Origin of the sequence: Pseudofrankia asymbiotica (assembly GCF_001983105.1) — a bacterium.
GTDB classification, from domain to species: Bacteria; Actinomycetota; Actinomycetes; order Frankiales; family Frankiaceae; genus Pseudofrankia; species Pseudofrankia asymbiotica.
This window is the reverse complement of the sequence record NZ_MOMC01000029.1, coordinates 74,084-89,343: the sequence shown is the minus strand read 5'-3', so window position 1 is coordinate 89,343 and position 15,260 is coordinate 74,084. Positions and strand designations below refer to the sequence as shown.

At 70.5% G+C, this 15,260-nt stretch carries 15 protein-coding genes, 4 tRNA genes and 1 pseudogene; 4 read left to right on the top strand and 16 right to left on the bottom strand.

Going from position 1 to position 15,260, the window contains the following annotated elements:
• Positions 1-730 precede the first annotated feature (730 nt).
• From rplL to BL253_RS15860, 7 genes are all read right to left on the bottom strand, one after another.
• The gene (gene rplL, locus BL253_RS15890) at positions 731-1,123 is read right to left on the bottom strand and encodes a 50S ribosomal protein L7/L12 (protein ID WP_076817670.1); all 393 of its coding nucleotides are present in this window, start codon (positions 1,121-1,123) and stop codon (positions 731-733) included.
• A gap of 120 nt (positions 1,124-1,243) precedes the next feature.
• Positions 1,244-1,804 (bottom strand): 50S ribosomal protein L10, encoded by a 561-nt coding sequence (rplJ, locus tag BL253_RS15885; RefSeq protein WP_076817668.1) that lies wholly within the window; start codon positions 1,802-1,804, stop codon positions 1,244-1,246.
• Between the two features lie 717 nt (positions 1,805-2,521).
• Entirely contained in the window at positions 2,522-3,235 is a 714-nt protein-coding gene (gene rplA / locus BL253_RS15880; protein ID WP_076817666.1) for a 50S ribosomal protein L1, read from the bottom strand.
• A gap of 105 nt (positions 3,236-3,340) precedes the next feature.
• A complete protein-coding gene (gene rplK / locus BL253_RS15875; protein ID WP_076817664.1) occupies positions 3,341-3,775 on the bottom strand; it encodes a 50S ribosomal protein L11 in 435 nt (144 codons plus the stop codon).
• A 142-nt stretch (positions 3,776-3,917) separates the two neighbouring features.
• Positions 3,918-4,694: a transcription termination/antitermination protein NusG gene (gene nusG / locus BL253_RS15870; RefSeq protein WP_076817662.1), complete on the bottom strand. Its 777-nt coding sequence runs from the start codon at positions 4,692-4,694 to the stop codon at positions 3,918-3,920.
• 301 nt (positions 4,695-4,995) lie between these two features.
• Positions 4,996-5,244: a preprotein translocase subunit SecE gene (gene secE / locus BL253_RS15865; RefSeq protein ID WP_076817660.1), complete on the bottom strand. Its 249-nt coding sequence runs from the start codon at positions 5,242-5,244 to the stop codon at positions 4,996-4,998.
• A 33-nt stretch (positions 5,245-5,277) separates the two neighbouring features.
• Positions 5,278-5,350: transfer RNA gene (locus BL253_RS15860), tRNA-Trp, on the bottom strand.
• A 218-nt stretch (positions 5,351-5,568) separates the two neighbouring features.
• Between BL253_RS15860 and BL253_RS15855 the strand changes: the two genes are divergently transcribed.
• The gene (locus BL253_RS15855) at positions 5,569-6,768 is read left to right on the top strand and encodes a pyridoxal phosphate-dependent aminotransferase (RefSeq protein ID WP_076817659.1); all 1,200 of its coding nucleotides are present in this window, start codon (positions 5,569-5,571) and stop codon (positions 6,766-6,768) included.
• Between the two features lie 87 nt (positions 6,769-6,855).
• On the opposite strand, the gene BL253_RS43765 is transcribed toward BL253_RS15855, so the two are convergent.
• Positions 6,856-7,251 carry a MaoC/PaaZ C-terminal domain-containing protein gene (locus BL253_RS43765; protein WP_338013719.1) on the bottom strand — a complete coding sequence of 132 codons (396 nt, stop codon included), beginning with the start codon at positions 7,249-7,251 and terminating at the stop codon, positions 6,856-6,858.
• A gap of 105 nt (positions 7,252-7,356) precedes the next feature.
• Positions 7,357-7,806 (bottom strand): annotated as a pseudogene (locus tag BL253_RS43760) (FAS1-like dehydratase domain-containing protein); the annotation flags it as partial.
• A 153-nt stretch (positions 7,807-7,959) separates the two neighbouring features.
• On the opposite strand from BL253_RS43760, the gene BL253_RS15845 reads away from it, so the two are divergent.
• Entirely contained in the window at positions 7,960-8,376 is a 417-nt protein-coding gene (locus BL253_RS15845; protein WP_076817657.1) for a VOC family protein, read from the top strand.
• 193 nt (positions 8,377-8,569) lie between these two features.
• Here BL253_RS15845 and rpmG read toward each other — a convergent pair whose 3' ends face one another.
• From rpmG to BL253_RS15830, 3 genes are all read right to left on the bottom strand, one after another.
• Positions 8,570-8,734, bottom strand: a complete 165-nt coding sequence (gene rpmG, locus BL253_RS15840; RefSeq protein ID WP_007514786.1) for a 50S ribosomal protein L33 — start codon at positions 8,732-8,734, stop codon at positions 8,570-8,572.
• A 608-nt stretch (positions 8,735-9,342) separates the two neighbouring features.
• A tRNA-Met gene (locus BL253_RS15835) sits at positions 9,343-9,416 on the bottom strand.
• A 90-nt stretch (positions 9,417-9,506) separates the two neighbouring features.
• Positions 9,507-9,579, bottom strand: a tRNA-Thr gene (locus BL253_RS15830).
• A gap of 635 nt (positions 9,580-10,214) precedes the next feature.
• Here BL253_RS15830 and BL253_RS15825 point away from each other — a divergent pair.
• Positions 10,215-11,861 carry a GH25 family lysozyme gene (locus BL253_RS15825; protein WP_081438355.1) on the top strand — a complete coding sequence of 549 codons (1,647 nt, stop codon included), beginning with the start codon at positions 10,215-10,217 and terminating at the stop codon, positions 11,859-11,861.
• 232 nt (positions 11,862-12,093) lie between these two features.
• On the opposite strand, the gene BL253_RS15820 is transcribed toward BL253_RS15825, so the two are convergent.
• The 3 genes from BL253_RS15820 to BL253_RS15810 form a co-directional block, all read right to left on the bottom strand.
• Positions 12,094-12,636 carry a gamma-glutamylcyclotransferase family protein gene (locus tag BL253_RS15820; RefSeq protein WP_076817656.1) on the bottom strand — a complete coding sequence of 181 codons (543 nt, stop codon included), beginning with the start codon at positions 12,634-12,636 and terminating at the stop codon, positions 12,094-12,096.
• Positions 12,637-12,797: 161 nt separating this feature from the next.
• Positions 12,798-13,565 (bottom strand): TIGR01458 family HAD-type hydrolase, encoded by a 768-nt coding sequence (locus tag BL253_RS15815; protein WP_241834829.1) that lies wholly within the window; start codon positions 13,563-13,565, stop codon positions 12,798-12,800.
• Positions 13,566-13,892: 327 nt separating this feature from the next.
• A tRNA-Tyr gene (locus tag BL253_RS15810) sits at positions 13,893-13,977 on the bottom strand.
• Positions 13,978-14,104: 127 nt separating this feature from the next.
• Here BL253_RS15810 and BL253_RS15805 point away from each other — a divergent pair.
• Entirely contained in the window at positions 14,105-14,593 is a 489-nt protein-coding gene (locus BL253_RS15805; RefSeq protein WP_076817652.1) for a YajQ family cyclic di-GMP-binding protein, read from the top strand.
• Positions 14,594-14,686: 93 nt separating this feature from the next.
• Here BL253_RS15805 and pyrE read toward each other — a convergent pair whose 3' ends face one another.
• Positions 14,687-15,229 (bottom strand): orotate phosphoribosyltransferase, encoded by a 543-nt coding sequence (gene pyrE, locus BL253_RS15800; RefSeq protein WP_076817651.1) that lies wholly within the window; start codon positions 15,227-15,229, stop codon positions 14,687-14,689.
• Positions 15,230-15,260: the final 31 nt, after the last annotated feature.

The window sequence follows — 15,260 nt, the reverse complement described above, 5'->3', positions numbered from 1 at the left end:
CCGCTCCCGCCCTTCCCGCCCTTCCCGTTCGTCTACCGGCCGCGCGCCTACCCGGCGCCCGCGGCCCTTCGACCACCGCCACGCTGTGTCGCCGTGGTGGGATCGCCGCGACCGGCCAAGCCGAGGCCCTCAGGCCCGACCCACCGGCCACGCGCCGCTCCGGCTGGTCGGCTCGGGTTGCCCCGATGGGAGATACCCTGCCCGACTTCGTCAGATCACGGCGGTGGTCCGCCAAATGATGGAACTCCGTTGTTGGGGATGGAGTCAACCCCTCAGACGGACCGCATGTGCGGGTAGTTACCGTTCTGCCGCCCCGCCAGGCCGCGGCCATGCCGCCCGAAGTCACACAGAGCGCGCAACGCCCGGGCACCCGGCCCGCCCCGGTCCCACCCCGAGGCGTCACACCAGCATCGGACACCCCGACGGCCTTGGCCACTCCGGATGGGCCGGCGCCGAGCGCCGTCCTCACATGATTCCGGGTTCAGGCAGGTGGTGTGGGGGCCGGCCTGGTGTCGGGCCGATGAGGGGCTGTGCTGGCGCTGCGCTGACGCGCCGTCACCCCCTGGCAACCGGCCCGACGGACCGTAACCCATCCGGCCGGAGCGAGGCCACAACCAGGTCGGCGTGCCGGGCGCCAGGGCGCCCAGGACCGTCCAGAACGAAAGAAGCGAGCCTGGTGGTGGGCCACCAGGCTCGCTTCGTCACGCGGCCTCAGCGGCCGCGCGGGGTGCTACTTGACGGTGACGGTGGCGCCGGCGCCCTCGAGGGCCGCCTTGGCCTTGTCCGCCGCCTCCTTGGTGGCCTTCTCCAGGACCGGCTTCGGCGCGCCGTCCACGAGGTCCTTGGCCTCCTTGAGGCCCAGGCTCGTCAGGGAGCGGACCTCCTTGATGACCTGGATCTTCTTGTCGCCAGCGGCCTCGAGGATGACGTCGAACTCGTCCTTCTCCTCCTCGACCGGGGCGGCCGCGCCGGGGGCACCCGGGCCGGCGGCGGCCGCGACGGCGACCGGCGCGGCGGCCGTGACGCCGAAGGTCTCCTCGAACTCCTTCACGAACTCGGACAGCTCGAGCAGCGTCATCTCCTTGAACGCGTCGAGCAGGTCGCCTGTCGAGAGCTTCGCCATGATGGCGGTTCCTTCCTGTCTGTGTCTTAGATCGTCATGGTGCGAGCTGGCAGGCTGGGCCACGTGGGCTCGCCAACCGTCGCGGGTGTTGCCTGGCTGGCAGGTCGCCGACCGGGACGGTTACTCGGCCGAGACAGCCTCGGCCGGCGCCTCGGCGGCGCCACCCTCCGCCTCGCGCTTGGCGCGCAGCGCCTCGGCGAGCCGGGCGGCCTGCGACAGCGGCGCGGCGAACAGGCCGACGGCCTTGGCCAGCGAGCCGTTCATGGCGCCGGCCAGCTTGGCCAGCAGGACCTCACGGGACTCGACGTCGGCGAGCTTGCGGATGTCGTCAGCCGACATCGGCTTGCCCTCGACGAAGCCACCCTTGACGACCAGGGAGGGGTTCGCGCGGGCGAAGTCCCGAAGGCTCTTGGCGGCCTCGACCGGGTCGCCGGTGACGAACGCGACGGCCGTCGGCCCGGCGAGCAGGCCCTCGATGCCGGTCACGCCCGCACGCTCGGCGGCGATCTTGGTGAGGGTGTTCTTGACGACCGCGTACTTGGTCTCGGCGCCCAGCGTCCGCCGCAGCTCGGTGATCTGGCTGACGGTCAGGCCGCGGTACTCGGTCAGGACAGCCGCGGTGGAGCCACGGAACTGGTCGGTGATCTCCGCCACGGCGGCGCTCTTCTCAGGGTTCGCCATCGGGCTCCTTGGGGGAACGGTGCCGGCCGTACCCGAAGGGCCCCTGGAACGACGAACGCCCCGGCGCAGGCGCTCGGGGCGGGATGCCGTACCCGCCTGGCCGGCACCGAGGTGCCCACCGACTGGATGTACGGCTCACGTCCGTCACCTGCGCGGGCCGCCCGGATGTTCTCGGGGCCTTCGGCCGTCCTCCGGCGGAGCAGGTGGACGGCGACCAGCGGTCTGTGGTGTGGAACTGCTGTCAATAGTAGCAGTTACTAGTTGCGTCAACTAGTAACCACCGCCGCACGGCACGGGCTCGCGAGGCCGCGAACAGGACAAACCACGCGGATCGGGCCGGAAGGTTGTTTTTGGTTCGCTCCGTCCGGGCGGCGCGCTACGGCCCCTTACTCGCTTCGCTCCCAAGGGACCTCCGCGCGCCGTCCTCCTGCGCTCACGGGCGCTCCGGCGACCTCGCTGCGGCCCAACCCACCTCGCTTCGCTCGTGGGTCGGGCCTCCGCGAGGCGCGCCTCCGCGCCCAGCGGGGTTGCGTGCCGCTGGAACGTCACCAACCCACAATTCGCCCAGCCACAAGGCACTTCGCTTCGCTCGTGGTCGGGGTTCGCGGCGGCTTGAGTGCGGTCCACGAACGGCACGAGCCGTGCCGGTCGTGGGACCGGCACGGCTCGACGCGTGTCAGGAGGGCGGGCCCGCGGGGGCCGGCGGCCCTGGCGGCCCTAGTTGGCCGCGTCCTCCAGGAGGTTGCGGGTGCGGTTCGGGTCCACCGAGATGCCGGGGCCCATGGTGGTGGCGACGGTGATCTTCTTCAGGTAGCGGCCCTTGGCCGCGGACGGCTTCACTCGGACGATCTCGTCGAGCGCGACGCCGTAGTTCTCGATCAGCTGCTGCGCGGTGAAGTTCGTCTTCCCGATGACGATGTGCAGGTTGTTCTGCTTGTCAATCTTGAAGTTGATCTTACCGCCCTTGATCTCCTTGACCACCTTCGAGACGTCGAGCGTCACGGTGCCGGTCTTGGGGTTGGGCATGAGGCCGCGCGGGCCGAGGATCCGGGCGATCCGGCCGACCTTGGCCATCTGGTCGGGGGTCGCGACGGCGGCGTCGAAGTCCAGGAAGCCTTCCTGGATCCGGGCGACCAGGTCGTCGCTGCCGACGACGTCGGCACCGGCGGCCTGCGCCTCGGCGGCCTTCTCACCGGCGGCGAACACCACGACCCGCGGGGACTTRCCGGTGCCGTGCGGCAGGTTCACCGTGCCACGGACCATCTGGTCGGCCTTACGGGCGTCGACACCGAGCCGGAAGGCGACCTCGACGGTCGCGTCGAACTTGGTGGCCGACGTCTCCCTCGCGAGGCTCACGGCCTCCAGCGGGCTGTACAGCTTCTCCGGGTCGACCTTCTCGGCCGCCGCCCGGTACGCCTTGCTGCGCTTCATTCACTTCTCCTCGTGGTCACGCGGVCTCCCCCAGGCCGATGTGCCTGGCGCCCTCCCACCGGTGGGACTGGTGCTTCCTGCCGTACCGCCGTGCTCTCGCCCGGCCTACTTCTCGACGACGATGCCCATGGAGCGGGCGGTGCCAGCGATGATCTGCTCCGCGGCCTCGATGGTGGTGGCGTTGAGGTCGGGCATCTTCATCGTGGCGATCTCGCGCAGCTGCGTCGCGTTCAGCTTCGCGACCTTGTCGCGGTGCGGCGTCGCGCTGCCCTTGTCGACGCCGGCGGCCTTGAGGATCAGCCTCGCGGCCGGCGGGGTCTTGGTGATGAAGGTGAACGAGCGGTCGTCGTAGACCGTGATCTCGACCGGCACGACGTTGCCGGCCTGCGACTCGGTGGCCGCGTTGTACTGTTTGACGAACTCCATGATGTTGACGCCGTGCTGGCCGAGCGCCGGGCCCACCGGGGGCGCTGGCGTGGCCTTGCCGGCGTTGATCTGGAGCTTGATGACCGCGGTGATCTTCTTCTTCTTAGGAGGCATCTCGTTCTTCCTGAACTTTCGGTGGGGGTTCCAGGGGGTCGTCCCCTGGGCCAGTATCACGCGGGAGCCTGGGAGCGTCCCTGGAAGGAACGCGAACAGGCCGCCCCCGATCGCGCCCCGCCCGGCGGCCCACCGGGACGGGTCAGATCTTCGCGACCTGGTTGAACTGCAGCTCGACCGGAGTCTCGCGGCCGAAGATGGAGACCAGCACCTTCAGCCGCTGGGCGTCCGTGTTGATCTCGCTGATGGTCGCCGGCAGCGTCGCGAACGGCCCGTCCATCACGGTGACGGACTCACCGACCTCGAACTCCTGCACCTTGACCGCCTCGACCTTCTTCTCCTTCTTCGCCACCGGGGCAAGGATGGAGACCACCTCTTCCCGACGCAGCGGGGAGGGCTTGTTGGTCAGGCCGACGAACCCGGTCACTCCGGGGGTGTTGCGCACCGCGGACCAGGACTGGTCGGTCAGGTCCATCCGGACATAGATGTAGCCCGGGTACTTCTTCTGCAGGACCATCTGGCGCTTGCCGTTCTTGACGACCGRCACCTCCTCGAGCGGCACCTCGATCTGGAAGATGAAGTCCTCCATGTTGAGGCTGGAGATCCGGGTCTCGAGGTTGGTCTTGACTTTGTTCTCGTAACCCGCGTACGAGTGGATCACGTACCACTCGCCGGGTGCCTCCTCGAGCGCTCGACGCAGCTCGTCGACGTCGTCCTCGTCATCGGCGGTGCTGGTGGAGCTGAGGGGGGCGGCCGAGCCGGCGGTCAGGTCGGCCGGCGCGGCGGCCGTGTCGTCCTCACCCGGAGCGGCGCCGGCGTCCGTGCTCGCCACCTCGTCGTTCTCGAACGCCGCGAGCGGGCTGAGGCTGTCGAAGGCCTCTCCCTGCTCGGAGGCGGCATGCTCGGGAGACTGGGACACGCGGACGATCCTTACTCGTGTGGTCGCCCGCGGAGACACGTTCGGTGACGTGCTCCTCCGGGCGGGTGCGCTGGTTCGCGGCTGCGACTCGGACCTTGACTTCGGACTTGGTGGCTAGTGCTGTCGTGCTGGCGGGCCGACGCTGGCGGAGCGACCCGTCTGGCCCGCATCCAGTGGTACCCCGACTGGTGCGAGGCACCAGCCCGACCGGTCACGACCGAGCCACCGCACCCACCATTTCCAGGCCGGTCATACCGGCCACGGACCACCAGCACCGCCACATCAGGCGGGCACGGACCGGTCAGCCGAAGATCTGGAGCACCAGCTTCGTGAGGCCGAAGTCGAGAGAGGCCACGATCGCGGTCATCACGGACACGAAGATGAGCACGACCACCACGTAGGTGATCAGCTCTGTCCTGCTCGGATAGACGACCTTCCGCAGCTCCGCCACGACCTCGCGGTAGAACCGCAGCGGTGACGTACGACGCCGGCCGCCCGCCCKCGCGGGCTGGTTGACCCGCGCTGGCGCGTCAGTGTCGGTCGCCGCCACAGCTCTCCRCCACTCTCGATCGTCTGACCTGCGCAGGGGCGACAGGACTCGAACCTGCAACCGCCGGTTTTGGAGACCGGTGCTCTACCAATTGAGCCACGCCCCTTGGAGCCACCCGGACCAACTCCGCCTGGTAACTGCCGCACCGCCAAGATACCTACAGGCCAGTATCTACCCGACCAGGTATCAGCGGGCACRCACAGTCGTTCAGCGATGATCGCCACCAGAGATGACGGCCCGAGCGGATCGAGCATACCCCTTGGACGCGGGCACGCCGCTCCTGGCTCACACGAGGTCCCCAACATCTCTGGCAGCATGGTTCGCATGAGCCGGATCTCGCGCCGCATCGGCGGCATCGCCCCATCCGCCACCCTGGCCGTCGACGCCACCGCCAAGGCGATGCGCGCGGCGGGCCGCGACGTGATCGGGTTCGGCGCGGGCGAGCCGGACTTCCCGACTCCGGACCACATCGTGGCCGCCGCGGAGAAGGCGTGCCGGGACGTGAAGATGCACCGCTACACCCCGGCCGGCGGCCTGCCCGAGCTGAAGGAGGCCGTCGCCGAGAAGACCCGCCGCGACTCGGGCCTTGTCGTCGAGCCGAGCCAGGTGCTCATCACCAACGGTGGCAAGCAGGCCGTCTACGAGGCGTTCGCGACCCTGCTGGACCCGGGTGACGAGGTGCTGCTGCCCGCGCCCTACTGGACCACCTACCCGGAGGCGATCCGGCTCGCCGGCGGCGTGCCGGTCGACGTCGTCACCGGACCCGAGCAGGGCTACCGAGTGACCGTCGAGCAGCTGGAGGCCGCGCGCACGCCGCGCACGAAGGTCCTGCTGTTCTGCTCGCCGTCGAACCCGACGGGGGCGGTGCACAGCCCCGAGGAGGTGCGCGCGATCGGCCAGTGGGCCGTCGAGGCCGGCCTCTGGGTGGTCACGGACGAGATCTACGAGCACCTGGTGTACGGCGACGCGCGGTTCACGTCGGTACCGGTCGAGGTGCCCGAGATCGCCGACCGGTGCGTGGTGCTCAACGGAGTCGCCAAGACCTACGCGATGACGGGTTGGCGGGTCGGCTGGCTGATCGGCCCCGCGGACGTCGTGAAGGCCGCGTCKAACCTGCAGTCGCACCTTTCCTCGAACGTCGCGAACGTCTCCCAGGCGGCGGCGCTGGCCGCCGTCGCGGGCCCGCTGGACGCGGTGGCCGACATGCGCAAGGCCTTCGACCGGCGCCGGGTCACCATGCACGGGCTGCTCAGCGACATCCCCGGCGTGCGCTGCCCGCTGCCGGAGGGCGCCTTCTACGCCTATCCGTCGCTGCGGGACGTCGTCGGCCGGACGATCCGCGGCAGGACGCCGGCGTCGTCGAACGAGCTCAGCCAGCTGATCCTCGAGGAGGTCGGGGTCGCGATCGTCCCCGGCGAGGCGTTCGGCACCCCCGGCTACGCCCGGCTTTCCTACGCGCTCGGCGACAACGACCTCGCGGAAGGCGTTCGTCGCGTCGCCACCCTCCTCGGCGAGGCCGGCTAAGCGCCATCAGGCGGTCCTGTGACGGGCGCTCGGCGTCCGTCACAGGCTCCCCCGTCCCCGGGACGGCACCGCCGATGGCCCGCCGCGTCAGGACAACTGGATCCTGGCCTTGGCGGCCATGAGGACCTTCGCGCCGTCGCAGCGGACGGTCAGGTTCACCACCACGATGTTGTCGGGCAGCTTCTTCTCCACCGCGGCGCGGACCTCGACGACCGCGCCGGTGTCGTCGTTGGGGACGACGACCGGCGAGGAGAACTTGACGCCGTACTCACGGATCGCGCCCGGGTCTCCCGCCCAGTCGGTGACGACACGGCCCGCGGTGGCCATCGTCAGCATGCCGTGCGCGATCACGCCCGGCAGCCCGACCTCGGCCGCGACCTTCTCGTTCCAGTGGATCGGGTTGAAGTCACCGGAAGCCCCGGCGTAGCGGACCAGGTCCGCGCGCCGGACCGGGAAGTCCCGCGCCGCCAGCTCGGCGCCCACTTCGATCTCGTCATACCGGACGGGGGCGACGCGGGCGGCCCCACCGGCGGGCTCGGCCACGCCGCTCGCGCCGGCCGGCGCCTCGACGCGCACCGGGCCGGCGTTCGGGTCGGCGGTGCCGCGGGACACCAGGCCACACTGGCCAGTCGCCACCGGCTCGCCGGCGGCCGTGCGGAACTCGTAGCCCGCGGTCAGCACCTCGTTGGTCGCGACGGTGCGCAGGCCGGTGAGGGTGGTCACGGCGGTCAACTCGTCGCCAGCGACAAGCGGGCGCGACAGGGCGAACCGCTGCTCGCCGTGCACGATGAGCGAGAAGTCCATGCCGAAGGCGGGGTCGTCGACTGGCAGGCCGAGTTGCCCCGGGATGGCGGCCACCAGAAAGGTCGGCGGCGCCACCAGGTCCGAGTAGCCGGCGGTTCGCRCCGCTTCCAGATCGTGGTAGAGCGGGTTGGGGTCCCCGATCGCCCGCGCGAACTGCCGGATGTGCTCACGACCGACGAGAAAGGGCCTCGCGGCGACGAACTCACGCCCGACAAAAGCCTGGCTCAACGGCATGAACGGCTCCGATCCACAGGGTGCCCCGGCTCTGACCGGGACGACCATCCCTACCACTACCACGCGATCGCTCTCATCAGCCCCGCGCGTCGCTCGGCCGGCCCGACCGCCAGTGCGATCCAGTCTGTCGGTAGGCCATGGCACGGTGCGGCTATGGACCAGCGAATCAGCTTTGTCACCCTCGCCGTCGCCGATCTCGCCGCCACCCGCCGCTTCTACCTCGACGGGCTGGGTTGGACAGCCGAGCTGGACGTGCCCGGCGAGGTGCTGATGATCAGAACCGGCGAACGCCTCGTCCTCTCGCTGTGGGCTCGCGCGGAGTTCGAGAAGGAGGTCGGCGCGATCGGTACCGGCACCGGCGTCCCTCCGATCACCCTGGCTCACAACGTGCCGACCATGGCGGAGGTCGACGCGGTCCTCCGTACCGCCCGCGCCGCCGGCGCCGATCCGGTGCGCGACGCGGTGGAGCGTGACTGGGGCGGCTACACCGGCTACTTCGCGGACCCCGACGGGTACCGCTGGGAGGTGGCCTACAACCCCGGGCCGATCGGCCAGCTCGTCCTGCCGTAGTCAGGCAGAGGACGCTACAAGATCAATTCATTGAGGAGACGAACGCAACCAGGCCAGCGACCCCTGGTCGCTGGCCTGGACGGTGCGTGTGCGGCGATCTCTCACCGTTGTCACCACCGACCCGGCGCGCGGAGCGCGATCTCGGAGGCCCGCGGGAGATACCCCCGCTGGCGGCCGGTGGTGGAGCTGGGAACTAGCGCGTCTCGCGGTGCTCCGTGTGCTTCCGGCAGTTCGGGCAGAACTTCTTCAGCTCAAGGCGGTCCGGGTCGTTGCGCCGGTTCTTGCGCGTGATGTAGTTCCGGTGCTTGCACACCTGACACGCCATAGTGATCTTCGGACGAACGTCGGTGGCGGCCACGGCGTGTTGCCTCTTCCTCTAGCGGTTATCGGTTGCAAATCTCAACAGCCGCGAAGTCGACGCCTCTTCCCGAGGCCGCCACTCCACGACCAGCCGCGCACTACACACGGCCCCTCAGGCCGGGGCTACCCCCAACCGAAGTCCTGACGAGTCTAGCCGACGCCCACACCCCGACTCCGCGCCCACCAGCCTCACACCCACCCACGCCACGCCAGCCCCCGCGCCAACCCGCCCGGCCCCGCCCCCTGATGACCCACGAGAAGCAGGCCACCCACCCATCAGCAAGAAGCCGAAGCCAACCAGCGCAGCACCGAAGCCCTAGGAAGAACCGCGAGCATCCAGCGACACTTCCCACAGAGGAAGCCCCCCGCCACCCCGGCGACGCGCAACAAGCTCCCGCAACGCGCGAAGCGCGGAGCCCCAAAATCAACCCGTACCATTACAAGGCCCCGCAACCCCCCAGCAACGCGCGAAGCGCGGAGCGATGGGGGTGTCGGGGGGCGAAGCCCCCTGACATCGGGGGTTCCAGGGGGTCGCCCCCCTGGGCAGACATTGCGGGCCCTGGCGAAKCTCCCCGAAGGGGAGCGAGCAGGATGAGCCCGCCCCGGTAGCGGTGGCCGGACTTGAACCGGCGACACAGCGATTATGAGCCGCTTGCTCTGCCAGACTGAGCTACACCGCCTTGGGCCGCTACGCAGCGGCCTATGCGACAGCGTACCGGCCAGGACCGCTACATGACATCGATATGATCACGATGACAGGCGGACCATCGAGCCCCTTTACGGAATCGAACCGTAGACCTTCTCCTTACCATGGAGACGCTCTGCCGACTGAGCTAAAGGGGCCTACTCTCATGCTCGCGCGGGACACACGTTACACGATGGCGGGGCGGGCGTGGGAAGCAGGTTCCGCGACGACGCCCACAGCCATCACATGACCGGCATCGCGCTTCTCGAAGGTCAGCCCTTTCTGGCGCCCCCGCCCGGCCAGGCGCTTCCCAGCCGGTCGCGATCCTCGCTGGCCACCGGTGAAGGCCACCCGGTCACCCGCCCGCACCCACGCCCACGCCCAGCGGACCATCCGCATGCCCGTCCGGCGTTCCCAGTCCGCCCGGGTACCCCTGATCACCAACCATGAGCAGGAACGGCATCCGCGGACGGGCGACGACCGCGACCGCGACCGCGACACCCGAAGATCCACAGATGGATCCGAGCCCCGCCACGCCGGGGCATCGCCCGCGCTGGAGCTGGCGGCACAACGGAGGCGCCCGAGTCGCCGGACCTTCCGGAAACGCCAGGACATGCCGAATGATCATCAGTGAGGACGTCGACAAACTCGACGCGACCCGCGAACCGATTGCGCTAGGTAGCCAATCTGCCGCTTAGCGTAGTCGTCGGCCGTCGGCATCCGCTGATCGGACGCACGGCCGCGCTCTGTCCGAGCGGACCCGAGCGGAACCCGCGAGCAGCGAGGGTTGCCCATGCGCCTCACGCACCACCCCGGCATGCACCACCAGGACAGACAGGCGACTGGCGTCGCCGACGGCGCGGCTGACGACCTGCCGCCAGGCAGCGGCCTGTCGTGGAGCAAGGGCGTGGACGGAGGGCCGCGCGGCGTCCGCGTGCCGGCTGGCACACCGCTGCCGCCCGGTACGACCTTCGGCGATCCTCGGCGGATCGGTGACCACCGTTCCACGCCGTCACGCGCGTTGCCACCAGCGCAGCCTCCCGTAGGCGGCCAGCGTGTCGCCGACGGGCGTCCCGGGCGCGAACAGAACTCGGCGGGTGCCGCGGCGAGGGTCACCCCCACCCGTGCGGGCACCCCGCCGCGGACGCGCCCGGCTGGCGGCCGCGGTTCGCGCGCGGCCGAGCGGGGTTCGACCGGACAGTTCGCTCCGCGGATGGCCCTGCTGGCCGTCACCGCCCTCGCGCTCTCGACGACGGCGACCGCGGCCGCGGCCGCGCCCAGCCCAGCCTGGCCGCGCGGTGTCGACGTCTCGTCCTGGCAGCACCAGAACGGCGCGTCGATCGACTGGAACGCCGTCAAGGCGGCCGGCAACTCGTTCGCCGTCGTCAAGGCGACCGAGGGGACGACGTACGTCAACCCGCACTACGCGGCGGACAGGGCAGGCGCCCAGGCCGCGGGCCTGGTAATCGGCTCCTACCACTACGCCCGACCCGCGCTGCCGATCTCCACAGCCGTCGACCAGGCCCGCCATTTCCTCGCGACGATCGGCAACGTCAACGCCCCCGGAATGCTGGCCCCGGTGCTGGACCTGGAGACCACCGGTGGCCTCAACCCCACCGACCTGACCGCCTGGACCCAGGCGTTCCTGCACGAGGTGGAGAGCCAGACCGGCCGGACACCGATTCTCTACACCTTCCGCTCGTTCTGGACCGACAAGATCGCGAACACCCCGTCCTTCGCGAAGTACCCGCTCTGGTTCGCGATCTACAACAGCAACGCCGACCCCGGCTGGCTGCCCGGCGGCTGGCAGAAGTGGCTGATCTGGCAGTACGACTCCAGCGGCGCGGTAAGCGGCATCCCCGGGAAGGCCGACGTCAACGCGTTCTGCTGCAGCGCGGCGGACCTGGCGAGCAGCGCCGACGGAACCCGCGACGAGATCGCCGCCCGCTACGCCGCCGAACCACTGCTGCACATCTCCCTGGGCGCGCCGGCCCGCGCCGAGGGACCGGCCGGCGGGGGCGGCCGGTGGCAGCCGTACGCCAACGGGCTGATGTTCTGGTCGGTCGAGACCGGCGCCCGCGCGCTGTTCGGCCCGATCGCGCAGAAGTACCTCGCCTACGGCGGCAGCAACGGCTCGCTGCGCCGCCCGCTGGAGGACATCTCCTGGACGACGGCGCCCGACGGCCTGCAGGCCGTGTTCGAGGGCGGCTGGATCTACTGGCACCCGGCGCTCGGCGCGTTCGTCGTGCACGGCGAGATCCTCAACAAGTACCTGGCACTGGGCGGCTCCGCTTCCTGGCTCGGCATGCCGACCAGCGACGAGTACGACGTGCCCGGCGGCCGGGAGAGCGCCTTCCAGAACGGCAAACTGCGCTGGACCGCCGCGACGAACCAGGTCACGGAGATTCACAACACGCCGGTCGCCGCGCCCGCTCCATAGCCCCGGCTCGACAACCGCCGTCCCATCGTGGCGCCGGCCGGCAGCGTTGCCGGCCGGCGTCGCTGTCGTCCCGCCCGGCGCCGTGGTCGCGGGTACGGACGCGGACGCACGCACACGCCGCCCGCGACGACACGCCGCCCGCGACGACATGCCGCGCGTCCGACCGCCGTGTGCCTCCGAACCCGCGCGTCTTTGATCCAGCGTGTCTTTGGCTGACCGGCGGGCGTCGAGGTCAGGCGTCCACGTCCGAACGCAGGCGGGCGGCATAGCGGCCAAGTCCGCGCGCCGCGAACCAGCCGGAATCCCAGTCGCTCTCGTCGACGTCGTCGACGGCCCGCCAGGCATAGGCCAAGGCCGGCGTGCCCAGCGCCACGTCCTCACCATGGCCGCGTCCCCCGACCCGACCGTCTCCCCCGGCCCGACCGTCTCCCCTGGCCGGAGCGCCCTCCCCGGCCAGGCCGCCCGGCACACCGGTTCCGCCGAGGGTTTCCGCCTCCACCAGGCACAGGACGTACGCGTCGCCCTCGAAGGCGTCGAGCAGGGCCCACTCGGCGGCGCTGAGCCCGGACAGCAACAGCCCCGACGCCCGCCGGCCCGCCGCCGGGACCAGGCCCGGGTAGACCCGCCCCGGCAGCCGCGCGGCGCGCCACCCCGCGACGGCCGCCGCGGTGAAGGCGGGGCGGCGGCCGAGGAGCGCCTCCACGATGTCGCCGAACATCAACGTGCCGTAGGCGAACAGCGCGAGCCCCGCCCGCTCGCCCACCGGCACGCCCACCCCGTCCCGCCCGGCCCACGGTTCCGGCCGCGCCCCGGATCCCGTTACGCCCGCGGATCCCGTTACGCCCACAGATCCCGCGCCTACCGCTCCTGCTACTTCCGCGGATCCCGCGCCTCTCGCGGGTCCCGCGGATTCTCGCCGCTCCGCGTCAGCGGTCGTCATGGGGCCAGGGCCAGGAGTGCTGGAAGATCCGCCACCGAGTCGATGACGTGGTCCGGGGTGCCGTCCGCGGCGGCGAGCGTCTCCTCCCGGAACTTGCCAGTACGGACCAGCACTCCGGTCAGGCCCATAGCCTGCGCGGCAAGCACGTCGCTGGTCACGTCGTCGCCGATCATCAGGGCCTCCGCGGCCTCGACGCCGACCAGGTCCAAGGCGGCACGGAAGAACTCGGGTGCCGGCTTGCCGACGACGCTCACGCGCACACCGGCCGCCTGCTCCAGGCCGGCCAGGTAGGCACCTGTATCGAGGGTGAGGCCGTCGTCGGTCGCCCAGTAGTGGTTGCGGTGCAGGCCGACGAGCGCCGCGCCGTCGAGCAGATGCCGGAACACCGACGTCAGCGCCTCGTGCGTGAATTCGGGCCCGGCCCCGCCGAGGATGACGACGTCCGGCCGCTCGTCGGGGCCGGCGACGGTGACGCCCACCAGGTCCGCGGTGATGTCGCCGCTGTTGAGCAGGTGCACCCGGGCGCCGGGGTGCTGGCGGCGCAGGTACGCGGCACCGATCACCGGGGCCGTGATGATTTCGTCGTCGCCGGCCCCGATCCCCTCCGCTCGCAGCGCCGCGCCGATGGCGGCCCTGGTCCGCGAGGTCGTGTTCGTCAGGAACGCCACCGCCAACCCCGCGTCCCGGAGCTGGCGCACGGCCTCCGCCGCCCCCGGCAACGCCCGCCACGAGACGGTCAGCACCCCGTCGATGTCAAAGAACACCGCCCGACACCCCATCCCGGCACCGTAACCGCCGACGAACCCCCGAAAACCCACCCACTCAACCCGGAACCCAGCCGTAACACCCGCCCCGAATCCCCTCACCCCCACCACCCGCCACCCACCGCTGACTCTCTCGCCCCAGCCGCCCGGGATCAGTCAGACGAGGCGCGCCACTGGTGACGCCGACCGTCTGACTGATTTCGACAGGACGTGGACATAGGTGGGACGGTGATGGCCGTGGTCGGTCGGGACTGATCGCGGGCATGAAAACGGCCCCGGTGATCGTTACCGGGGCCGGTGACCTGCTGCTTCGCAACTAGATCGGGGTGGTGGCAGGTGATGGATTCGAACCATCGTAGGCTGAGCCGACGGTTTTACAGACCGCTCCCTTTGGCCGCTCGGGCAACCTGCCGTGTCGTGGACGAGCATACCGGTCGCGGCGGAGGTGCCACCGAGGCGAGGTCCCCGTCATGCGGCCCTGGCCTTGTGGGCAGCGGTGACCGCTCCTCCCAACCGACCCCGACAGGAGGTTCCTCGCTGTGGCGGACCCGTCCTTCGACATCGTCAGCAAGGTGGACACCCAAGAGATCGACAACGCGGTCAACCAGACCRCCAAGGAGATCAAGACTCGGTTCGACTTCCGGGGCACCGACGCCTCCGCGACCCACTCCGGCGACTCGATTTCGCTGGTCGCGAACAGCGAGGAGCGGGTGAGGGCGATCCTGGATGTGCTGCAGGAGAAGTTCGTCAAGCGCGGCATCTCGCTCAAGGCGCTCGACTATGACGAGCCGAAGCAGGCCGGCAAGGAGTACCGCCTCGCCATCACCGTGACGCAGGGCATCCCGGACGAGAAGGCCAAGGCGATCGCGAAGAAGATCCGCGCGGACGGCCCCAAGGGCGTGCAGGCCCAGATCCAGGGTGACCAGCTCCGCGTCACCGGCAAGAAGCGCGACGACCTGCAGGCCGTCATCCAGATGCTGAAGGCCGAGGACTTCGAGGTCGCGCTGCAGTTCATCAACTACCGCTGACGGATCGAGAACCTCCGTCACGCGTGAACGCGGCCGGGTCCGAGCGGGCCCGGCCGCGCCCGTTGGTCCATGCGGACCGGCCGGCGGGCCCAGTTATGCGGCGGCGTCGAGCTGGGCGCGGGTGAGCGCGGGGTGGAGGGTCAGGCCAAGATCGGCCAGGCGTTCGGCGCCGCCTTCCTGGCGGTCGATGACGCAGATGACGTGCTCGACGGTCGCCCCCTGCTCGCGCAGTACCTTCGTCGCGTCGAGGACGGCGCCGCCGCTGGTGACGACGTCCTCGACGAGGACCACGTACCGGCCGGCGAAGTCACCCCCCTCGGCGATCTGGCGGGTGCCGTACTCCTTCGCCTTCTTGCGGACGAAGCGTGCCGGCAGTCCGGTACGGGCCGACAGCAGGGTGGCCAGCGGCACGCCGCCGAGCTCCAGGCCGGCGAGCAGCTCGGCCCGGGTGGGCACCAGCGGGACCATCGCGGTGACGATGTCCGCGAGAAGGACCGGATCCGCCTCGAACCGGTACTTGTCGAAATACTCGGTGCTCGTCTTCCCGGAACGCAGCACGAAGCTGCCGGTCAGCAGGGCCGCCGCCCGAACCCGGGCGGCCAGCGTCGAGGTCTCTGTCGCGGAGTCGTCGGCCACGCCTGCCGACTCTAGCGATCGACCACCCTGC

Coding starts and splice junctions, on each gene's coding strand:
- rplJ (WP_076817668.1), bottom strand. CDS start 1,804: ATGGCGAACCCTGAGAAGAGCGCCGCCGTGGCGGAGATCACCGACCAG.
- BL253_RS15845 (WP_076817657.1), top strand. CDS start 7,960: ATGGACCAGCGAATCAGCTTTGTCACCCTCGCCGTCGCCGATCTCGCC.
- rplK (WP_076817664.1), bottom strand. CDS start 3,775: ATGCCTCCTAAGAAGAAGAAGATCACCGCGGTCATCAAGCTCCAGATC.
- rplL (WP_076817670.1), bottom strand. CDS start 1,123: ATGGCGAAGCTCTCGACAGGCGACCTGCTCGACGCGTTCAAGGAGATG.
- BL253_RS15825 (WP_081438355.1), top strand. CDS start 10,215: ATGCGCCTCACGCACCACCCCGGCATGCACCACCAGGACAGACAGGCG.